Origin of the sequence: Trichocoleus sp. Lan (assembly GCF_039961855.1) — a bacterium.
Taxonomy (GTDB): Bacteria; Cyanobacteriota; Cyanobacteriia; order Cyanobacteriales; family FACHB-T130; genus FACHB-T130.
The window spans coordinates 246,125-265,871 of the sequence record NZ_JAMPKA010000005.1 but is presented as its reverse complement, the minus strand read 5'-3'; the positions used below and the strand labels follow the sequence as shown (position 1 = coordinate 265,871).

Genomic DNA, 19,747 nt, shown 5'->3' with positions numbered 1-19,747 from the left:
CTTATTGGTAATGGATCGTTGGTAATAGGTCATTGTATAAAAAGGTTTCGATTACCCATTACCGATAAAATATTTGACTCTATTCAGGGGATTTTTGGTTCCAATTTTCTCTCCGCAACCGGGGATTCACAAACTCGCTTAATCCTTCTCCCACCAGAGACAACCCTACCACCATCAGCGTCATCGCTAAGCCTGGGAAAAGCGCTGTCCACCAAATGCCAGTAGGCAGAGCATCCAGCGCCTGACGGAGATCGTAGCCCCATTCTGGAACCTGATCGGCAAGCCCTAACCCTAGAAAACCCAAACTGCCCAAAATCAAAATTGCATCGGCAGCATTCAGAGTGAATAATACAGGCACGCTCTGAATCACATTAAGAAACAGGTAGCGAGAGAGAACCCTCCAAGTGTCTGCCCCCATTGCTTGAGCGGCTTCGATGAACAGTTCTGTTTTAACACTAACCGTATGGTTGCGGACGACTCGATAATATTGGGGAATGTAGGAAATGCTGAGCGCGATCGCGGCATTTAAGACCCCTCGTCCCACCACAAACGCCAGCGTCACCGACAGCAACAGCCCCGGCAACGTATAAATTGTATCCATCAAAAATAGCAGCACCCGATCCAACCTACCACCCAAATAACCGCTGACTAAACCCAACGGCACCCCGATGACAAGGCTCAACACGGTTGCCAAGATAACCACTTGCAGCGCCGCTTGGCTCCCAAATAGGGTGCGCGAGAAAACATCGTACCCTTGGCGACTGGTACCAAACCAATGACGCCACGAGGGCGGCTCATGAATCGGATTAGCTAAGGACTCCAAGGGATTTTGCACCCATCCCCAAGCCTGAAATGCGGGAGTGAGAAAAGCTATTAGCACGAACATCAAGGTGATAACAATTCCCACCCGCATCATCTGCATGGAGAGACTGGGACGCCCAGATAAACGCAAAAGTTGAGGTAAGGGAAGTTTTGTCGGGGTCATCAATATATCCTGGCGATGATAAATCGCGGCTACGCCAACCCCCCTTCAGAAGAAGGGAACAGAAGTTGTTTCGCTTTTATCAAGCGAAGTCCGGATGCTACGCGGACTTCATTTTAAACCCTTGCCTAGCAGGTTTTGTTGGTATAGCTGCGAATTCTATCCGCCTGATTCCTGAAACCCTTGCTAGACATATTGCTCAATCATTTGGCGAAACTGGCTCTTTTGCTTAACGCCCTTCATCTCACCCACTAATTCTTTGTTCTTGAAGAACTGCACTGTAGGCGTTCCAGTAACACCAGCATTCTCGGCAATGTCTCTATCTTCCGCGATGTCAATTTCTACAAAGTGAATTTTGCCATCGAACTCATCCACCACCTTATTCAAGATCGGCTTAAGCGTATGGCAAGGGCCGCAATTGGGTGAGACATATTTGACCATCAGCAGGCGATCGCTATCATGAAATAGCTTCCGCAACGCATAGCTACCCTCATGCCTCGTCGCCTGCGGGTTAAACGCCGCTTCTGGATTCAGCTCAGCTATCTTATCACCAGGCTCATCTGCCGGTGTATCTGGCTCTTCAGACGTATGTATCTGCTGACGATACTCCTGGAGCAAACCATTAACAGATAGCCATCGTTCCGCCAACATTGCTGCCATACACCCAGTACCCGCCGCAGTAATCGCCTGACGATATTCACGATCCTGGACATCCCCCGCAGCAAAGACACCTTCTACACTCGTCTCCACCGAACCAGGCTTCGTGACGACATAACCAACCTCATCCAATTCCATCTGCCCTTTAAATAAGGACGTGTTGGGCTGATGACCAACCGCGTAGAACAATCCTTTAACAGGGAGAACACTCTCTTCCCCAGTCTGAGTATGTTTGAGCTTAATCCCGGTCATCCGACCATCTTCACCGACAACATCCACAGGCTGAGAATTCCAGTGAAGCGTAATCCTAGGGTTATTCAGCACCCGATCCTGCATTGCTTTACTTGCCCGCATCTTGTCGCCGCGAATCAGCATGTGAACGCGATCGCCATATTTAGTCAAGTAAACTGATTCCTCAGCCGCCGAGTCACCCCCACCAACCACAGCCAGTTCCGCACCGTGGAAGATAGGCGTCGCACCATCACAAATCGCACAAGCCGAGATCCCGCGACTCCAAAATTCATGCTCGCTGGGCAGCCCTAACCTTTTCGCCGTCGCCCCAGTAGCAATTACAATACTATGAGTTCTAACTTCCCGTTCTTCAGAGCGGACAGTAAAAGGACGCTGACTCAAATCAACCGATATCACATCCTCGGTGACTAACTCAGCCCCCCATCTCTCAGCCTGCGCCTTCATCCGATCCATCAACTCCGGTCCTGTAATCCTTTCTGGAAACCCCGGAAAGTTCTCCACTTCCGTCGTTGTCATCAGCTGCCCGCCAGGTAGCCCCCCAGCCTGAAAGCCTTCAAACACAAAGGGTTTCAGGTTCGCACGCGCCGCATAGATAGCAGCGGTATATCCCGCAGGACCAGAACCAATAATCACCAAGTTCTCTACAGTTAGGTTCGTCATAGGGTTATGCAAACTCATAACGACTACGTATAGCTTTAGTATAACTGCTGGTGAGGCAATGAGCGCAAAAAACTTTCGCTCGCTAGTATAGTTTTGCCTTAAAAGTGGGAACCCTTGAAGGGGAGTGCTGGCATGAACTAGATTTTGCCCAACTTCCCAGACGTGCCAAATTACAGCATCGGGAGACATTTCCAATGAACGACCAATCATCAGAGTTACTAGAAAAAATTCGCCAGCAATTTGAAAATTCTCCTTATCCGAGAACCCCGCTAGATCAATCACCCAAGGATGACGTTAATGGACTTTATATTCATAACTTGGTTACCTCTTACTATTTAAGGAATCAAAAAGTTTTAGACACAGAGGGGAAAGTAATTTTAGATGCTGGCTGTGGCAGTGGCTACAAATCCCTAGTATTGGCAGAAGCAAATCCGGGAGCAAAAATTGTTGGGATCGATATATCAGAAGAGTCTGTTAAACTTGCTCGACAACGCTTAAAGCATCATGGATTTGAGGCTAATACAGAATTTCATGTTCTATCTATTTACGATTTGCCTCAACTAGGCATGGAATTTGACTACATAAATAATGATGAAGTCCTATACCTAGTTCCTGATGTAGCTGCGGGCTTAAGGGCAATGAAATCTGTTCTTAAACCCCAAGGAATTATTCGTACTAATCTACATAGCTCGATTCAGAGAATTGGTTTTTTTCGCGCCCAAGAAATATTTAAGATGATGGGCTTGATGGATAAGAATCCAGAAGAAATGGAAATAGAGATTGCCATAGAAACAATGAAATCTCTACAGGATGGAGTAGAACTCAAAGTAAGAACTTGGCATCCGGGTTATGAAGCCCCAGAGGGGAAACAATCACTTTTATCGAATCACCTTCTTGTGGGTGACAAAGGATATACAATTCCCGAAATGTTTGCGCTTTTGAGAGCAGCAGACCTAGAATTTGTCAGCATGGTTTACTGGCGGCTTTGGGATGTGACAGACTTATTCAAGGAGCCAGATAACTTACCTGCTTTCTGGGCTATGAGTTTGCCAGAAGTTTCCATAGAAGAACGGCTACATCTGTTTGAACTTCTACACCCTACCCATCGGCTATTGGACTTCTGGTGCGCTCACCCCAGTCAGGTAGACTCCCCTGTACCTATCGATAAATGGGAGCTATCTGACTGGCAAACAGCACAGGTGCATCTGCATCCTCAGCTGAAAAACCCAAAAGTGCATGAAGACCTGCTCAAGTGCCTCGCCGAGCAGAAGCCATTTGAAATAAGTAAGTATATCACTACTTCAGTCATAGCTCCCGTCCTGCTAAACAGTAGCGCGATCGCTTGTCTGCTACCTCTATGGGAGGAACAACACCCCTTTATGTCCTTAGTGGAACGTTGGCTCAAGCTCCAACCCCTCAACCTAGTCAGCATGGAACCCATGACTGAAATGGAAGCTTTTAACGAAGTAAAGCAGCTTCTAGGTAGGCTGGAAGTCTTTCTATATGTACTTTTGGAGCGATCCACTTAAGACTTCCGCATAGCTATGACAAAATTTTTTTTGCAAGGGTGATATGAAAGCGATTGGAAGTGGGTAAGTTATGTCCAGAAGAGAGAAATCAAGCACCCCGCACCTCAAGGAGAGACATCTCATGAAGAACGATGTGAAGGCCAAGTTGCTGATGCACCTGAACCAGAAAAAGCAGGAAGAGGGTTTCACCCTGATTGAACTGCTCGTTGTTATCATCATCATTGGTATTCTGGCCGCTATTGCCCTGCCGTCCTTCCTCAACCAAGCCAACAAAGCAAAAGAATCCGAAGCCAAGCAGTACGTAGGTTCCATCAACCGCGCTCAACAAGCCTACTACCTGGAAAAACAAGATTTCGTAGGCAAAACTACTGACATCGGTAAATTAGGTCTTGGTATTGCGACTAATACCACAAATTACAGCTACTCGCTCAATGGTAACGTCAGCAATAACACTTCTGTAGTCCAGCTTGCACAGCCAGCAAAAGCTGGACTAGCTACGGTCAGAGCATATGCAGGTGGAGTACAAGTGGGAACAGTAGCAGCTACAAGTGAAGCCACCACACTAGCAGTGTTATGCCAAGGTCAAAAGGCTCCTGCTGCTGGTGGTGACTCAGGTTCGGTGGGTGCAGTAACCATAGGTGCACCTGGTACAGCACCAACATGCAACGCAGCCAAGTATGAGGACATAGCCAAGTAGAAGAAAAATCCTGGCTCTGGCAATTTTTGCAAGACTAGGTTAGATATTTTTTGAGTGGGTAGGCCATTCTACCCACTTTGTTCTGTGTATGCAATGGTTGCTGCTTAAAAATAACTGTCGCCGTATTGATTAGAACTTCCAACTAAAAATATTACCTGAAACAAAAATATCCTATGAATGCTGAATGCTATTTGACTGAGCTGGCTAAGTGGCAGCAGCAAGCTTATCAATGTCTGATTAAAGGAGAATACAGTAAGGCTGCAAGTCTGTATGAACGGGCAATAGAAGCGGACCCACAGGAAAAGTCCCATTACTGGCATTTGGGGCTGATGTTGCTGTTGCAGGGACAAGAAGCCGAGGCTCAGACAACCTGGCTAGTAGCAATAGCTGAGGGTGAGCCAGAGCAGATAGATCTGTGGACTAACGAATTGATGCAAGTTCTACAAATCGAAGCCGAGCGAAGGGAAGAACTTGTAGACTATTCAATTGCTTGGGCGATCCGGCAACATATCCGGGAAATAAGCCCTATTAATATTAACAATTTGTTGCAGATTATTCAACTTTCTATCATACTCGAAAAGTTTAGTGGCGAAGATTTGACTTCCCTTGGCTTGATTGAGTACCTGCAAGCAAAACAGGGTTGTGAATTTAATTTCGATCTATTGCTACAGGTGTTGCAAAATGTCTTAAACTACCCTTCGCTTGAACCGCAAGCGATTGAATTTGCAGAAGCTTGTTTACCATATGTGAATGACGCTGATACTTTCATCTATATAGTAGTAGGTGCATCTATTGAAATTGCTTATTTTGCCAAGCAGCCCTTACAGGCAGCACGGCTTCTTGAGCTATGTCTACGCTTAGATGCTGAGAATATAGGAGTTTTATCACATCTAGCTTCTATGTATCAAAGTGGTGGTCAATACGATAAGGGCATAGAGACTGCTAAATTGTGTTGCGAGCTATCGGAAACATTACCAATAAAGGTTTATACAAGTCACCTCTTGGTGCGAGGATTAATGAGTGCTGGTGGATACTGGGAAGAAGGTTTTTCGGTTTTCCAACAGCACGAATCGTTACTATCAGAGTTAATTGAGGAAAAACCTTTCCCTCTAGAGCAGTCTCATACGCAGGGGTTGTATAGCACAACTTATTTTCTGCCTTACTTTAGAGATGAAGCAAACATTAATCGCTTAATCCAAAATCAAGTTGCTCAAATTTGCCAAGACAGTATTCAAGTTTATGCAAAAGATACAGTAGAGAGATATCGCCAACGAACCTATAAAAAAGAAAGCCAAACTTCTACTAAACCTTTAAAAATTGGATATTTATCTCATTGTTTAGGAATGCATTCTGTTGGCTGGTTGGCTAGATGGGTTTTTAATTACCATGATAGCAAGCACTTTCAAGTTCATGCCTATCTCATTAACAATAAAGAAATATACGATCCCGTACAAGAATGGTATATTAAACAGGCTTTCAAAGCATACAAGCTTGGACTAAATAGCCTGCAAATCGCTGAACAAATTTACCAGGATGAGATTGATATTTTAATTGATCTTGACAGCATAACACTAGACCTTAGCTGTGAGGTCGTAGCGCTAAAACCAGCTCCCATTCAAGTTACTTGGTTGGGGTGGGATGCATCAGGGATACCTGCCATTGATTATTACATTGCCGATCCTTACGTTTTACCAGACTCGGCCCAGGATTACTATACAGAAAAAATTTGGCGCTTACCTCAAACTTATGTAGCAGTTGATGGTTTTGAGGTAGGCGTACCAACTCTACGCCGGGATCAGCTAGATATTCCTAGTGATGCAGTGATATATCTCACTGCACAAAAAGGCTACAAGCGGCATCCTGATACGGTAAGGCTGCAAATGAAAATCATCAAAGAAGTGCCAAATAGTTACCTTTTGATTAAAGGTAATGCTGACAAAGAAGCAATAAAAAAATTCTTTATCCAGATTGCAGAAGAAGAGGGTGTAGATTGCGATCGCCTGCGGTTTTTGGACGATGTTGCTTTAGAGCTAACCCATCGAGCTAACTTGGGAATTGCTGATGTTGTACTAGATACCTTCCCCTACAACGGAGCTACCACCACTCTAGAAACGCTGTGGATGGGTATTCCCTTGGTGACGCGAGTTGGGCAGCAATTTGCTGCTCGTAACAGCTATACCATGATGATAAATGCCGGCATAACAGATGGCATTGCTTGGACAGATGAAGAATATGTGGAGTGGGGCGTTCGCTTAGGGAAAGATTCAGTACTGCGGCAAAAAATTTCCTGGCAATTGCGGCAATCAAAACAAACAGCTCCTCTTTGGAACGCCAAACAGTTTACCAAGGAGATGGAAGAAGCTTACCAACAAATGTGGACAAATCATCTTGAAAACAATTGCTAACAGTTATTTTTTAATGACGCTTCTGTTTCATGGGAATATCTTCAATCAAAAGTTGACTGTTCAGTTGTTGTCTTGATCCTATAAATACAGACCGGGTGAAAGCTCCGTTCGATGGAGGGGGAGAAGTCCAATCTATAGGAAACTCTTCATGGTTTGGTTGAGTAACTGGCATATAAACAAAATCAAAATATCGCTTAAGCTGGTTATACACCCACTTCCTGGTAGGTCTGCAACCCTGACCTGATACAGCCTGTGATGGGCTTTCTGCCATCTCTGTACAAGGATTGATAGCTTCTTCATCGCCAAATGAGACGCAGGTCTCCAGCAAAAGCATTTTTTGGCAACACCGAGACATAAACTCTATAGCCTCAGTTGGGTTTTGGAGATGGTAGAGTAACCCATAGCAGTAAACTATATCGAACAACTCATTAAATGTAGAGTCTGGATTGTCTAAATCCAAATGCCTTACCTGTATATTAGGGTATCGGGAGGCAAGTATTTCTAGATTCTCTTTTCTTGCTTCGGTGCTAACAACTTGACATCCACGATCTAAAAAGAAGCTTGTATGATCGCCGATACCAGCTCCAACTTCTAGTACAGTAGCACTGGCTATATCCAAGCCTAAACTAGTAAGATGCTCTAATCTCCTCTGGTTGTGTCGCTGATAGTGTTCGGAATGAAACACGCCAACTGGAGAAATAAACTCTTGTGGTTGAGAAATGGCATCTACCTGTAATGAATCTAGGTCATAACTACGAATGTAATCCTGGATACTCGCAACAATAGGTAGCGAAGCTAATCCTTGTTGTACTAGAGCGGGAAATTGAGCTAGACTTTCAACAATGTTATCAGCAAAGTTATACTTTTTGTCATTACCATATTGCAGGGTCAAATGCTCCAATAACTCTAGAGCATAGTCGGGAAAATTCATAATATCGGCAATACAAGCTAACTTCAGAACTTGCTCTGGTGTCTTTAATGGGGTAGTAATATCCTCTCGAATTAGATCGCGAAAATAAAAAGCATCGGCCCAAAGTAATTGCCCAGAACGAACGGTTGACCGAATTGGCGATCGCGCACGAGTACGATAAGAAGTAGCTAAGTCAAATAATGTAAAGCCTTTTGTTCGGAGATAAGTGTCTACATCCGCAAACAAAGGCTGTTTATCGTATAAATGAGAAAATTCAACTTCAACTTGAACAGCCAGATTACTGCGTTTTAGTATCTCAGAAGCTCCTTCTAAAACTTGCAGATCCGCACCCTGAACATCTACCTGGAGAAAATCAATTTCATTTATTCCCTCTGCTTGACAAAAAGCATCTAAAGTTGTAGCTTCAATTTCTAGAGTAAAATCTAAATTTACTAACTCTGGAAGTCCGCCAAACCTAGCTAAATATGGTTCATTGGGTGGATATAAGGAACTACACATGGGATGTTTGGTTACATAGAGTGTAGACTCTCCTACGGAATTTCCCAGTGCTAAGGGAATGTGTTTTTCTGTCCAATTTATTTGTCTAGCTTCAAGATCAGCGTTCGCTTCATCACAAGCATCTACATCTGCATCGAATCCGTATATAGTGAGCCGAGGTGCAAAGATATCCCAGCCAAGGCTGGTGTAGTCATCGTTGCTGCCTAATTTACGAGAACCAACATTACATATAGTTAGGTGGAGCTGATCCAAGTGACCGCTTTTCTTTAAACTGGAAAGAAAAACTGACATTTTATAGTCCTCGCTTTTGAGTGTTTAATAATTATTGACGACTGAGGTTTTATAATTCCTGGGGGTGCAAAGCAATTATATTCAATCTACCTTGCAAATCTTCAGCAGAATTAACTGGAATAAGCTGCTGTAGGTAAGGCTGATATCGAAATAGTTGATAGCCTCTTGATGTCAGAAAATCGGCAACAGCTAGATTACTGCTTTTATTCCCTGCAATATTTTCGTAAAGTATAGCAGGAGCAAATTCGCTGAGAATCTGGCTGCTTCCCTCTAACACTTTCATTTCATGTCCTTCAGCATCAATTTTCAAGAAATCAACCTGCTTGACATTTTCACGCTCAATTAGGCTGTCAAGAGAAAAGCAGTCAACTTCCTCAAAGGCACCATGCTGGTTTGTTGCTTCTGCATCACTAGAAACTATTTCGTTAAGTTCACTAGCAGTATGGAGAGACAATCGGGCTGTGCCATTGCGATCGCTTGCCGCTCCTGCACATACTTGAACCCAACTTAACTCATTAATTCTACACGTTTCTTGCAAACAACGAACGCAACCAGAAAAAGGTTCAACGGCTAGCACACAACCTTCAGACCCTACCTTTAGAGCAGCACTAAAAGTGTAAACGCCTACATTTGCACCCACATCGATAACTGTCATGCCGGGTTTTACCCAGTTTCGCCAAAATTCCATTTCTTTTTCAAACCAGTCTCCTTCAGCAAGTAGGACACTTGTGACAATACTACGTAAACTTGGTTCAACTGCTAGTATTAAGTTATTTTCAAAAGGCACATAAGTTAATAAGCTATCAGCTTCTAATTTAGTCCATTGCCACTCTAGAAAGTTAGAATTTTGACGGACGCAATCGCGCCCAATACCTAGCCAAAAATTTGCAATCTTTATCTCTCCCATATTTCGATAAGCCAGGTAGAGAGCTTGCATAATAATTGCTGAATTTGGTGTTATTTCTCTAGCATGCTGCAAATATAAAATCCCTTCCCATTGATTGTTCATCAAGCTAGATATCCCTAGCTTTAAATTAACAGAAGTGGAATTGGGCGACAGATGATTAGCTAAATGTAGAAATCGAAGCCCTGAGACGTTGTAAAAAACGAGACTTGAATAACATAAAGCTTCGCTTAATAATATAAGTGCTTGCTTGTAACCATCCTCACTATGCAGTATTCTAGTAAGTTTATCATTCTGAGTATCTATTAGTTCTGTTAAAGTAGGAGGCAAATATACTATACCTAAAGCAGTTGGTTTATCATTAACATAAGCAGGTTGAAGGTTAGCGATAAAGTTAGCAAATCCTATTTGCGTCGCTTGGTCAATCTCTCCAACTATGGCGAGAACTAGAGCAAGATGAGCAGCACAGAGTGGATTACCCAACTCGACTCCCGCATTTAATGCCTGTAGCGCCATTTCAACATAAAGCGATCGGACAGATGAATCCTCGGACTGTTCTGCCTCAATCAGTGCCACTACTGCAAAGTTGTTCAAATCAAGGGCAGATGTAGGGTCATCCCAAGAAGTACCTTCAAGAATGGTGGCTACACGGGACAAAGCATCTGACTCAAGAGAAACGCCAGCCTTTTCCAGATATTTCCAATAAGAATCAGCAGAAGCAAAATTACTTTCCATAATCCAGAGAGGAAATTACAATAGGACAAAAGACACAATTTTATAAGTTTATCAAATCCTACTATATTCCCAAGGATATTTACCATTGAGCGCTCATTGCCTATTTTTTACAAAAATATAGGTTTAGCTACAAATGATATAGGCTCAAAGATTGAGCAAACAGTTAGAGTGTTTGCTGTTTCTAAGTAGAGGACGATGTAAATGCTTTATAAATTTCGTCAAAACTTAAATCAATCGCTCGGTGCGATCGCAGTTACCCTGCTGTGTGGTTTGGCAATTGGATTTGTACAATTACCTCAATTAAATCAACTCAGTACAAAAGCGAAAACGGCTTTACCAGAACAGCTCAACAAAGAAGTAGAGGCAGAAAAACTCCGTCTCAACCTGTTTCATAAAGTTCCCGGTTTTGGATTTAACAATCTTGTTGCTAATTGGGTATTTCTTGGGTTTGCACAATATTTTGGTGATGATCCAGCACGACAAATTACTGGCTACAATATCAGTCCGGAATACTTTGAAATAATTATAGACCGTGACCCCAGGTTTCGGGAGGCATATTTTTTTCTCTCTGGTAGTAGTTCTTTATATGCAGGAATGCCAGAACGGTCTGTTGCCTTGATGGAGAAAGGACTAAAATCACTGACACCTCAAACTCCACCCAAATCCTATTACGTTTGGCGCTATAAAGGAACTGATGAATTGTTGTTTTTAGGGGATGCCCAAGCTGCTAGGAAATCATTTGAAAAGGCAGCGGAATGGGCGAGTACGTATTCCGATCCAGAAAGCCAGAATGTAGTAGCTATTTCTCGCCAAACCGCACAGTTTCTAGCCCAAAATCCTAATAGCAAGTTTGCTCAAGTGGGTGCTTGGACAATGGTTTTACAGAATGCGGTTGACGCTCGCACACGGAAGGTTGCCGTCAGTCGGATTGAGGCGCTGGGTGGAAAAGTCGTTATTACGCCGGAAGGACAGGTTAAAGTCCAGTTGCCGGAGAGAGATTAAGGCGATCGCGCAAACAGACTTTATGACAAGAGAAGAGTTCGCTACCTTTGACTTTGCTTGCAGCTAAAAACAAAACTGCCCCACAGCAAGACTGCTGTAGAGCAAGAGGACAGTTAAACGCTTACTCTAGTTTCCAGAAATCTAGCACCCATTGACTCGCCCTGTGTGACGGTATTTACAGTGTCCATTGAGAGAAATTAAAGGCGCAATAGGCTGCAATCTATGGTGTTGTGCCTACTAAACGCAAGACAGAAGCTGATGGAGGCGTTGGCTAAAAAGATGGATGTAGCAACAAACGATTTAGTATCAAGCCTAAACCAAACCCGCTCCAAGATACGGCAACGAGAATCCAAAAAGCTTGCAGTGCATTGAATTTAGCAGTTTGAAGGTCTAGTCTAGCTAGGGCACCTGCTGAGAGTAGAACAAAAATATTGGCAAAAATATTAATCCAGGTGAGGATGAAGACCCCAGCCAAAGCTCCGGTTATGACTGAAAGGAAGGCTCTAGTATCGGAATTCATCCAACGGGCAAAAAAGATTCTCAAAAGCCTGATAGGAGCCGTTAAAACCAAAGCTATCAACAAGGCTACTCCTATCTCTAACAGCAAAATCTCCCAGGTATATGTAAAGGAAAACAACCAGCCGTATACGCAATAAGTACCCAGAAGCAACGCCAGGGTTGCCCTAGGCAATCTTTTCAGGAAAGACATTCCATTCGTTGCGCTCCCTTTGGCGTATCAATCTTGTACCAAGAGTCTACACTGAGCTAGCAAACTATGGTCTCCTTTTTAGGCTTTTTTTAGGCTGGGGAGATTTTTGTCTTTTGGGCGATCGCGCAAGATACTACTGCGCCTGCAACTTTGTCCTACGCATTCGTAAGCGATCTTCTTGTGCGATCGCAATCACAGAAGAAGATGATTGATATCGCTCTACCTGTATGGCTGAGTGGTCATACTAAGAGACGACTGAACTCTAGCCGAGTCATCAATAGGGAACACACGACCAGCCGACAGATTCTGTAGAGAGACTGTCGGTTTTTTGTCGTTACAAGCATGTCGCTACAAGCATAGAGACAAGAAGTGAAGAAGAAAGATTCTTCTTCACCCGCGATCGCATGTTCTGTTTGATAGCGATAGAATCAGGACATGGCTTGAATAATGTAGTCGAAATAAGGAGCCGCTGCTATTGCATCGTCCTCGTTGAGTAAGTCGAGAGAGGCTTTTTTCAAGCAACGGATAGATTCAGCCATGCCTGGGACAGGAACGCCGAGGGAGTTGTACATTTCCCGCACGCCAATCAAACCAATTTTTTCAATCGGTTCCTTGTCACCGGAAAGAACTCCGTAGGTAATTAGACGCAAGTACCAGCCGTAATCCCGCAGGCACAGCGCCCGTTGCCGCTCCCCGTAGGCATTGCCCCCTGGCGCAATGAAGTCAGGACGTTTTTGCCAGAGCTGCTTACTGGCTTCTTGAACAATTTTTTTCTCATTTTCAGCCAGCGTATTGGCGATACGCACCCGCTGTGCGCCAGTTTGCAAAAAGTCTTTGATGCTGTTGAGTTCGCCACTACTGGGGTAACGAAGTTCGTCGTCTGCTTTGAGAATAACTTGGCTAACTACACTCATGATTATCGGGATGATTCAGAATATCATTCGTAGTTTAACGAGTCCGTGGGACACAAATAAAGAGACAGAGATAATATGTCACTAACAAAATCACTAAATACAGGTTCTAGCGAGGCGGGTGAAGACCTTTGGCAACAAGGTCAACTGGTGGAAATAATCATCAGCGATCTTAGTGACAGCGGTGACGGGGTGGGTCGTTTGGGAGGTCGGGTGGTTTTTGTCCCGGATACGGTTCCGGGCGATCGCGCTCTTGTGCGCTTGGTGCGTGTCAAACCTCAATATGCCCACGGCAAATTGGACGAGATTTTGGAAGCATCTAGCGATCGCATCCGTCCATCCTGCATTGTGGCAGATAAGTGCGGGGGCTGTCAGTGGCAGCATATTGACTACCAACACCAGCTAGAAGCCAAGAGAAATCAGGTGATCCAAGCCCTAGAACGCATTGGCGGGATCGCCCAGCCAACGGTCGATCCCGTCCTAGCCGCTGCCGATCCGTTGGGCTATCGCAACAAAGCGACCTATCCGGTAAAACGGTCATCTACGGGTCAAGTCCAAGCAGGTTATTACCAAAAAGGCAGCCACCACCTGATTAACTTGAATCAATGCCCGGTTCAAGACTCGCGTTTGAATCCCTTGCTGGCAGAAGTCAAGCAAGACATCCAGGAGCGGGGTTGGGGAATTTATGACGAAAAACTTCACCGAGGGAAAATCCGTCATTTGGGGCTGCGGATTGGGCGACGCACGGGCGAAATATTGCTAACCTTGGTCGTCAAAGATTGGAATCTTGCCGGGATCGATGCTCAAGCTCAGGAGTGGTTAACTCAGTACCCCCAGCTAGTGGGCGTCTCGCTGAACTGCAATCCCGATCGCACCAATGCAATTTTTGGCAGGGAAACCCGCTGTATCGCCGGACAACCTTACTTGCTTGAGGAATTCGCGGGTTTACAGTTCCAAGTGCGTCCCGACACCTTTTTTCAAGTTTATACAGAGCAAGCTGAAGCGCTGTTACAGGCGATCGCTGATGAACTGGATCTGCAAGGCAATGAGGTGCTAGTAGATGCCTACTGCGGCATTGGCACGTTAACCTTGCCGTTGGCGCAGAAGGTAAAGCAGGCAATTGGCTTGGAGATGCAGCCAGAAGCAGTCGAGCAAGCGACTCTCAATGCCCAATTGAATAACATCACGAATGTAAACTTTTATACGGGAACCGTAGAGACGTTGTTGCCCAAGCTGGAGGTGAAGCCAGATATTGTGTTGCTCGATCCCCCGCGTCAAGGATGCTTTAGCTCAGGACATCCGAAGGACGGTCGTGATGTCTTAGAAACCCTCTTAGAAATTCAGCCGAGTCGGATTGTCTACGTCAGCTGTAAACCCGCTACCCTAGCCCGCGATCTCAAATTATTGTGTCAATCGGGCGGCTATAAGCTAACCCGCGTACAACCTGCTGACTTCTTTCCCCAAACGTCTCACGTTGAATGTGCCGCCGTTCTTGTACGCCAATAACAGCCCTCTGTAGTGTACTTGACTGAGGTTCGGGGTGGCTTTTTTAGAAGATTTTGTTACAATAGAGAAAGTGGTTTATCCTACAACTTTTAGGATAGAAAGCACTCCTCTAGAGGTCAGAAGTTAGCAAGTTATTCGTATCCGTCAGAAAGCTAGCAATTTGCCAAGTAATCTAACGGAAAAATGTAGTTGGTATCCTCGATTAAAAAAAGAGAGTACCGGACAAATACGCAATGATTAATGCTTGGCGATAGGTGTACTTAAGCCTGGACATCATCTCGAATCTACGTGATTCCTCTGATTGTACGCACCTGATTGTACGCAAGAGATGTTGTACGCATAAGATGGGTCTAAAACTACTCGTATCAAAGCTGTATAGCGCTACGCGCATACCCTTCGGCATCTGACTGTTAATTCTATTGAATGAAAGTCTAGAGGTTTTTTGAGTGATTGCTATCTCACAGCGTCCGGTAAGGCGAACTTGGGGCACGATAAGCTTCGCTTCTACCCTCTACCTTTGTCCCATCCTGGATCTTCTCTTAGCTCAGATTCCATCTCGGTGGCAAGCAGAAATTCGGTTAGGGCTGCAAGAGGCGCTAGTCAATGCAGCAAAACACGGCAATAAGCTCGATCCCAGTAAGACCGTGTCCGTCCGCTTTTCGATGGTAGAAGGACAATACTGGTGGGTAATTTCAGACGAAGGAACGGGCTTTTCTCCCCCCTGTGATTGCCATTCTGACCCCGAACAACATCTCCCTGACGACGAAGCAGAAAGCGGCAGAGGGATGTGTATCCTCCACCAAATCTTCGATCAAGTCCACTGGAACCACCAGGGAACGGAACTCAGACTCTGCAAGCAAGTCAAAAATCGCTTCCGGCAACCCCTGCTTTTCTAACACCCGATTTTTCTAACGGTTGTGTCCATGAGTTGGGCAAGGCGGTGCTGAGATAGACTTGTCCAGCCAGCCAGAAGCCTGCTGAAAGCGCACCAACGCTTCTTCCGGTTGATCTTTCAGGAGAAATACCAATGCGGCGATGGCTTGTTCGCCAGCACGAACTTTGCGGTTAGACTTGAGCCGATGCCAATCATTCGGTTGAATACTCAAGCGTTCTGCCAGAGCTTGAGCGAGTTCCAGGGTACTCAGTTCGTTCAAGTCAGAGGTTTTAGAAAGCTGGGTCGGTTGAGACATACTGAAGATAGACTCGCATTTATCCCTACTCTACTGTATGCCGCGCCGTCCAAAAGGATCAGATCCATCACCTTCCCCACTTGGGGATCAAGAGCAATTTGAGCGATCGCTGTTGGAAGTTGAGACTTCGCTTGCCGATCTCAAAGAACGCTACGCCCAAGTGCAGCAAGACAAGCAACGGCAAGCAGAACTACAGGAACGATTAGACGAGATAAAAAAGGAACAAAAGCTTTCCCAGCAGCGACAACTTCAAGTCGAGCTGCGGCGCATCAAAGAAGAGCTGGATACTATAGAACTTAACTTAGAAAGTCGTCTATTTTCTTGGGACAGTTTAAAAGAACCTTTTTGGCAAGCTGTCCGCTTTGCAGGACTTGGCATTGTTGTAGGCTGGATCTTGAAGTCCTGCGCTGGGTAGGGGTTAGCAGGTTGAAAAGGTGGCAAGTTGAAAGTTAAAGCTTCAACCCTCAATTTTCAACCCTTTAACTATCGAAACCTTCACTTAGCAGATAACAACAGATAACAACATGGTGACTCGACGGATTGCAGACATATTGCGAAATGGTCAGCCAGATGAGCCGCTGACGATCAAAGGCTGGGTACGAACGAAGCGGGAATTGAAAGAATGTGCCTTTGTTGAAGTCAACGATGGCTCATCAATGGCTAATCTCCAAGTTGTACTCAATCCGGATTTGTCAGATTATGGAAACATCATTAAGCAGCTGAACACGGGTGCTTCTATAGAAGTTGCGGGTGTGCTGGTAGAGTCTCCGGCAAAAGGACAGCGGATTGAGCTGAAGGCAGAAACGGTGAAAGTGTACGGGGAAGCCGATCCCGAAACCTATCCGTTGCAAAAGAAACGTCACTCATTTGAGTTTTTGCGAACAATTGGACATTTGCGATCGCGCACTAATTCCTTTGGTGCCGTCTTCCGCGTCCGTAATGCCTGTTCCTATGCGATCCACCAGTTCTTTCAAGAGCGAGGATTCCTCTGGGTTCATACCCCGATTATCAGCGCTAGCGACTGTGAAGGGGCGGGAGAGATGTTTACCGTCACCAACCTCAATCTAAAGGACATCCCCCGCACAAACGCCCAGGAGATTGATTACAGCAAAGACTTTTTTGGACGCCCTGCCTATCTCACCGTCAGCGGACAACTGGAAGCTGAAGTCATGGCGATGGCATTCAGCAATGTTTATACTTTTGGCCCCACCTTCCGAGCAGAAAATTCCAATACTTCTCGCCACTTGGCAGAATTTTGGATGGTAGAACCAGAAATGGCTTTCTGCGATTTAGAAGGCAATATGGACTTAGCAGAAGCCTTCCTGAAGCACGTTTTCAAGTATGTGCTGGAGACGTGTCCTGAAGACATGGAGTTTTTTAACCAGCGAATTGATAACTCCGTTCTCGCTACAGCGGACAATATCATTAACAACGAGTTTGAACGGTTGACTTACACGGATGCGATCGCGCTTTTGGAAAAAGCCGATAAAAAATTCGAGTATCCCGTCAAATGGGGCTTGGATTTGCAGTCAGAACACGAACGCTATCTGGCTGAAGAAGTCTTCAAAAAACCTGTTATCCTTACTGACTACCCAACAGAAATCAAAGCCTTCTATATGCGCTTGAGCGACGATGAAAAAACCGTCCGCGCAATGGATATATTGGCTCCTAAAATTGGCGAAATTATTGGGGGATCGCAGCGGGAAGAACGCCTAGACGTGCTAGAGCGAAGAATACAAGCTCAAGGGCTAAATCCAGCAGATTATTGGTGGTATCTCGATCTACGGCGCTATGGCACAGTTCCTCACGCTGGCTTCGGTTTGGGGTTTGAGCGCTTAGTACAATTTATGACCGGAATGGGCAATATTCGGGATGTGATCCCCTTCCCTCGTGCGCCATTAACTGTAGATTTTTAAGTTCAGTAGGGTGGGCAATGCCCGCCCTACTGAAAGCCCAAAAAGCACAAAGGCAAAGTATGAAATCTTGAAACTATATTTAATTAGCTGACTTGACACGACGGCGGCTGCGACTTAGTAGGGCAAGCGCACCGAAACCGAGCAAAGAGCCAACAGTACCAGGCTCAGGGACGGAAGTGGCAGCAAGACCAACAATATTGCCGCCGCCACTGAAAGTGCCTAGTGTCGTAGCAGCACCTGTGCCCAAGTTGATGCTGTAAATGTTCGAGCCAGAAGCTGCGAAGGCATTATTGACGATGCTACCTCCCTTCTTGGTCGTTACAATGTCAAATCCTCCAGTTTCGCCGAAATCAACACCTAGGGAGCCAATCGTGTTCAGAATGCCAGCATTGGGCGGGTTCTGCTGAACCAATGTGTCGAGAGCAAAGTCAATTCCGTATAGTGCGGTTATAGTTGTCCCAGCGAAGTTGTTGGTGTAGGCCGCAGCGGTAATATTGGGGTTAGCTCCGAAGTTGGGATCGCCAGATGCATAGTTTAAGGTTCCATCAGTAATCACTGCACCAGTGTCCACGTTTATGCGAAGGTTTTGGTCATTGCTACCAACAAGCCGCAGGCGGTCAGGTACTGGATTGAAGTCAAATCCTGACGTGACTCCTCCAGAGAAGGGAGCGCTGAGGTTACTTACCAAAGTCGCAGCACCTGTGGTGGTGTCAATCGTATAAATACCGTTTTTGTCTGTGACACCGTAGAGGAGACCATCGGCTGGTCGAAAGTCAATCCCTAGCACAGTCCCATCAACCCCTGCAATCTTTACGGTGCTAGAAATCTTGGAAAGTTTGCGGTTAAAGAAAACCAGGCTGTTATCGTCGTTCAGACCAATCAGCTTCATGGTCGCTGCCTCTGCGGGTTTGGCAACGCCGAGCAGATCGAACATCGTAGCTACAGTTAATGCAGCGATCGCTGTACCAAGCTTAATTAGTTTCATGGGTAGTTCTCCGACTGCTAATTTTTTCTAGTTTTGTCAGCCAAGCTCAACAAGTAACTAAAACTACGCAAATATGCTTAGTTTTAACGGTGATTGACAATGACTGTGTACTGTACGGAGGAACTATCACTACGGTTTTCGGTCAGAGTCTATCTTTACAAATTCTTTAATTAGCAGCCTCTTTTCTCTCAAAAGATGAAGTTTTGATGAAGTTTTGCTGAAATGCTTGTTTAAACTACGCATTGTAAAACTACGGAAAGCAGAAACTTTCAGTTTGTGTTTCAAGGCAGTGTGGAAGTATAGCAACAGCCAGGGCGGTTAGGACGCTAAGTATAGAACATACTCCATAGCATCGCGTAGACAAACAAACTGGTCGAGTTGTTTGCGAATTCAACTTTTGAGCCAAGACTTGAGCCAAGGATTTGCGTTAAAACACTTCTTTGTTGATTCCGTAAGAGTTGACGCTTTAGAGAGTGTTCCACTACGAAATTTTCGATGTAACGCTTGAAGGTTTTTAATTGAGGCGGTGCTTTTTTAGTTTACTTCAAATGTTTAATTGGAACATCAACAAGCTTCTGTAGTTCGCAAGCAACATCTACTCTATGACATTTAGATGAGTCCATCTCAGCACACAATAGTAAAATCGTGCCGACTTCAGCAAGCTTTGAAATTTCTATTAGTGTTTCACGCGCTTTATCATAATCAGGAGGAATCCAGTTACTTTTACCAGATGTATTACCTAGAGATTCTTTTGATAAATACTTAATTTTTTTATAACTACAAATTTTTTCTATCTGCTCTTTGTACCATTGACGACTCCAAGCACGAGGGCTTAATCTAACGTCTATTACACAAGTGACATTAAATTCATGTAAGTAATCTAAAAAAACTTCGTGGTTTGTTCTATTTCCATAACCAAAAGTCAGGATGAGTCTATCCATATTAGAAATAGTTTTAGAATCATCTTCTGTAGCAATAATAGCCATT

18 protein-coding genes are annotated in these 19,747 nt (G+C 44.9%); 9 read left to right on the top strand and 9 right to left on the bottom strand.

Annotation, left to right across the window (positions count from 1 at the left end; genetic code table 11):
• Positions 1-79: 79 nt before the first annotated feature.
• Both NDA03_RS07015 and trxB read right to left on the bottom strand, forming a co-directional pair.
• A complete protein-coding gene (locus tag NDA03_RS07015) occupies positions 80-985 on the bottom strand; it encodes an ABC transporter permease (protein WP_348237670.1) in 906 nt (301 codons plus the stop codon).
• A gap of 183 nt (positions 986-1,168) precedes the next feature.
• Positions 1,169-2,551, bottom strand: a complete 1,383-nt coding sequence (gene trxB, locus NDA03_RS07010) for a thioredoxin-disulfide reductase (protein WP_190412903.1) — start codon at positions 2,549-2,551, stop codon at positions 1,169-1,171.
• Positions 2,552-2,745: 194 nt separating this feature from the next.
• On the opposite strand from trxB, the gene NDA03_RS07005 reads away from it, so the two are divergent.
• The 3 genes from NDA03_RS07005 (at position 2,746) to NDA03_RS06995 (ending at position 7,182) form a co-directional block, all read left to right on the top strand.
• Positions 2,746-4,080, top strand: a complete 1,335-nt coding sequence (locus tag NDA03_RS07005) for a methyltransferase domain-containing protein (protein WP_190412834.1) — start codon at positions 2,746-2,748, stop codon at positions 4,078-4,080.
• A 121-nt stretch (positions 4,081-4,201) separates the two neighbouring features.
• Positions 4,202-4,777: a type IV pilin-like G/H family protein gene (locus NDA03_RS07000; protein ID WP_190412833.1), complete on the top strand. Its 576-nt coding sequence runs from the start codon at positions 4,202-4,204 to the stop codon at positions 4,775-4,777.
• Positions 4,778-4,950: 173 nt separating this feature from the next.
• Complete coding sequence (locus NDA03_RS06995) at positions 4,951-7,182, top strand: O-linked N-acetylglucosamine transferase, SPINDLY family protein (protein ID WP_190412832.1); 2,232 nt, start codon at positions 4,951-4,953, stop codon at positions 7,180-7,182.
• Between the two features lie 10 nt (positions 7,183-7,192).
• Here the strand turns inward: NDA03_RS06995 and NDA03_RS06990 are convergent, their stop codons facing one another.
• Together NDA03_RS06990 and NDA03_RS06985 are read right to left on the bottom strand one after the other, a co-directional pair.
• The gene (locus NDA03_RS06990; RefSeq protein ID WP_348237669.1) at positions 7,193-8,902 is read right to left on the bottom strand and encodes an FkbM family methyltransferase; all 1,710 of its coding nucleotides are present in this window, start codon (positions 8,900-8,902) and stop codon (positions 7,193-7,195) included.
• Positions 8,903-8,951: 49 nt separating this feature from the next.
• Complete coding sequence (locus tag NDA03_RS06985) at positions 8,952-10,541, bottom strand: FkbM family methyltransferase (RefSeq protein WP_348237668.1); 1,590 nt, start codon at positions 10,539-10,541, stop codon at positions 8,952-8,954.
• A 201-nt stretch (positions 10,542-10,742) separates the two neighbouring features.
• Here NDA03_RS06985 and NDA03_RS06980 point away from each other — a divergent pair, with 201 nt between their 5' ends.
• A complete protein-coding gene (locus tag NDA03_RS06980; protein ID WP_348237667.1) occupies positions 10,743-11,543 on the top strand; it encodes a hypothetical protein in 801 nt (266 codons plus the stop codon).
• 271 nt (positions 11,544-11,814) lie between these two features.
• Here NDA03_RS06980 and NDA03_RS06975 read toward each other — a convergent pair whose 3' ends face one another.
• Entirely contained in the window at positions 11,815-12,252 is a 438-nt protein-coding gene (locus NDA03_RS06975; protein ID WP_190429045.1) for a hypothetical protein, read from the bottom strand.
• A 150-nt stretch (positions 12,253-12,402) separates the two neighbouring features.
• Here NDA03_RS06975 and NDA03_RS06970 point away from each other — a divergent pair, with 150 nt between their 5' ends.
• Positions 12,403-12,564 carry a hypothetical protein gene (locus tag NDA03_RS06970; RefSeq protein ID WP_339380671.1) on the top strand — a complete coding sequence of 54 codons (162 nt, stop codon included), beginning with the start codon at positions 12,403-12,405 and terminating at the stop codon, positions 12,562-12,564.
• Positions 12,565-12,680: 116 nt separating this feature from the next.
• Here NDA03_RS06970 and apcD read toward each other — a convergent pair whose 3' ends face one another.
• Positions 12,681-13,166: an allophycocyanin subunit alpha-B gene (gene apcD / locus NDA03_RS06965; RefSeq protein WP_190412828.1), complete on the bottom strand. Its 486-nt coding sequence runs from the start codon at positions 13,164-13,166 to the stop codon at positions 12,681-12,683.
• A 75-nt stretch (positions 13,167-13,241) separates the two neighbouring features.
• On the opposite strand from apcD, the gene rlmD reads away from it, so the two are divergent.
• Both rlmD and NDA03_RS06955 read left to right on the top strand, forming a co-directional pair.
• On the top strand, positions 13,242-14,669 hold the full coding sequence (rlmD, locus tag NDA03_RS06960; protein ID WP_348237666.1) for a 23S rRNA (uracil(1939)-C(5))-methyltransferase RlmD: 1,428 nt from the start codon (positions 13,242-13,244) through the stop codon (positions 14,667-14,669).
• 446 nt (positions 14,670-15,115) lie between these two features.
• Entirely contained in the window at positions 15,116-15,565 is a 450-nt protein-coding gene (locus NDA03_RS06955; RefSeq protein WP_348237665.1) for an anti-sigma regulatory factor, read from the top strand.
• Positions 15,566-15,577: 12 nt separating this feature from the next.
• Here the strand turns inward: NDA03_RS06955 and NDA03_RS06950 are convergent, their stop codons facing one another.
• Positions 15,578-15,859 (bottom strand): DUF6439 family protein, encoded by a 282-nt coding sequence (locus NDA03_RS06950; protein WP_190427741.1) that lies wholly within the window; start codon positions 15,857-15,859, stop codon positions 15,578-15,580.
• Positions 15,860-15,896: 37 nt separating this feature from the next.
• Here NDA03_RS06950 and NDA03_RS06945 point away from each other — a divergent pair, with 37 nt between their 5' ends.
• Positions 15,897-16,274 (top strand): DUF2203 domain-containing protein, encoded by a 378-nt coding sequence (locus tag NDA03_RS06945; protein ID WP_190439867.1) that lies wholly within the window; start codon positions 15,897-15,899, stop codon positions 16,272-16,274.
• A gap of 109 nt (positions 16,275-16,383) precedes the next feature.
• Positions 16,384-17,775: an asparagine--tRNA ligase gene (asnS, locus tag NDA03_RS06940; RefSeq protein WP_348237664.1), complete on the top strand. Its 1,392-nt coding sequence runs from the start codon at positions 16,384-16,386 to the stop codon at positions 17,773-17,775.
• A 79-nt stretch (positions 17,776-17,854) separates the two neighbouring features.
• Here the strand turns inward: asnS and NDA03_RS06935 are convergent, their stop codons facing one another.
• Together NDA03_RS06935 and NDA03_RS06930 are read right to left on the bottom strand one after the other, a co-directional pair.
• On the bottom strand, positions 17,855-18,760 hold the full coding sequence (locus NDA03_RS06935; protein ID WP_348237663.1) for a DUF4394 domain-containing protein: 906 nt from the start codon (positions 18,758-18,760) through the stop codon (positions 17,855-17,857).
• A 539-nt stretch (positions 18,761-19,299) separates the two neighbouring features.
• On the bottom strand, positions 19,300-19,746 hold the full coding sequence (locus NDA03_RS06930; RefSeq protein WP_190412822.1) for a DUF488 domain-containing protein: 447 nt from the start codon (positions 19,744-19,746) through the stop codon (positions 19,300-19,302).
• Between the last annotated feature and the right edge of the window lies 1 nt (position 19,747).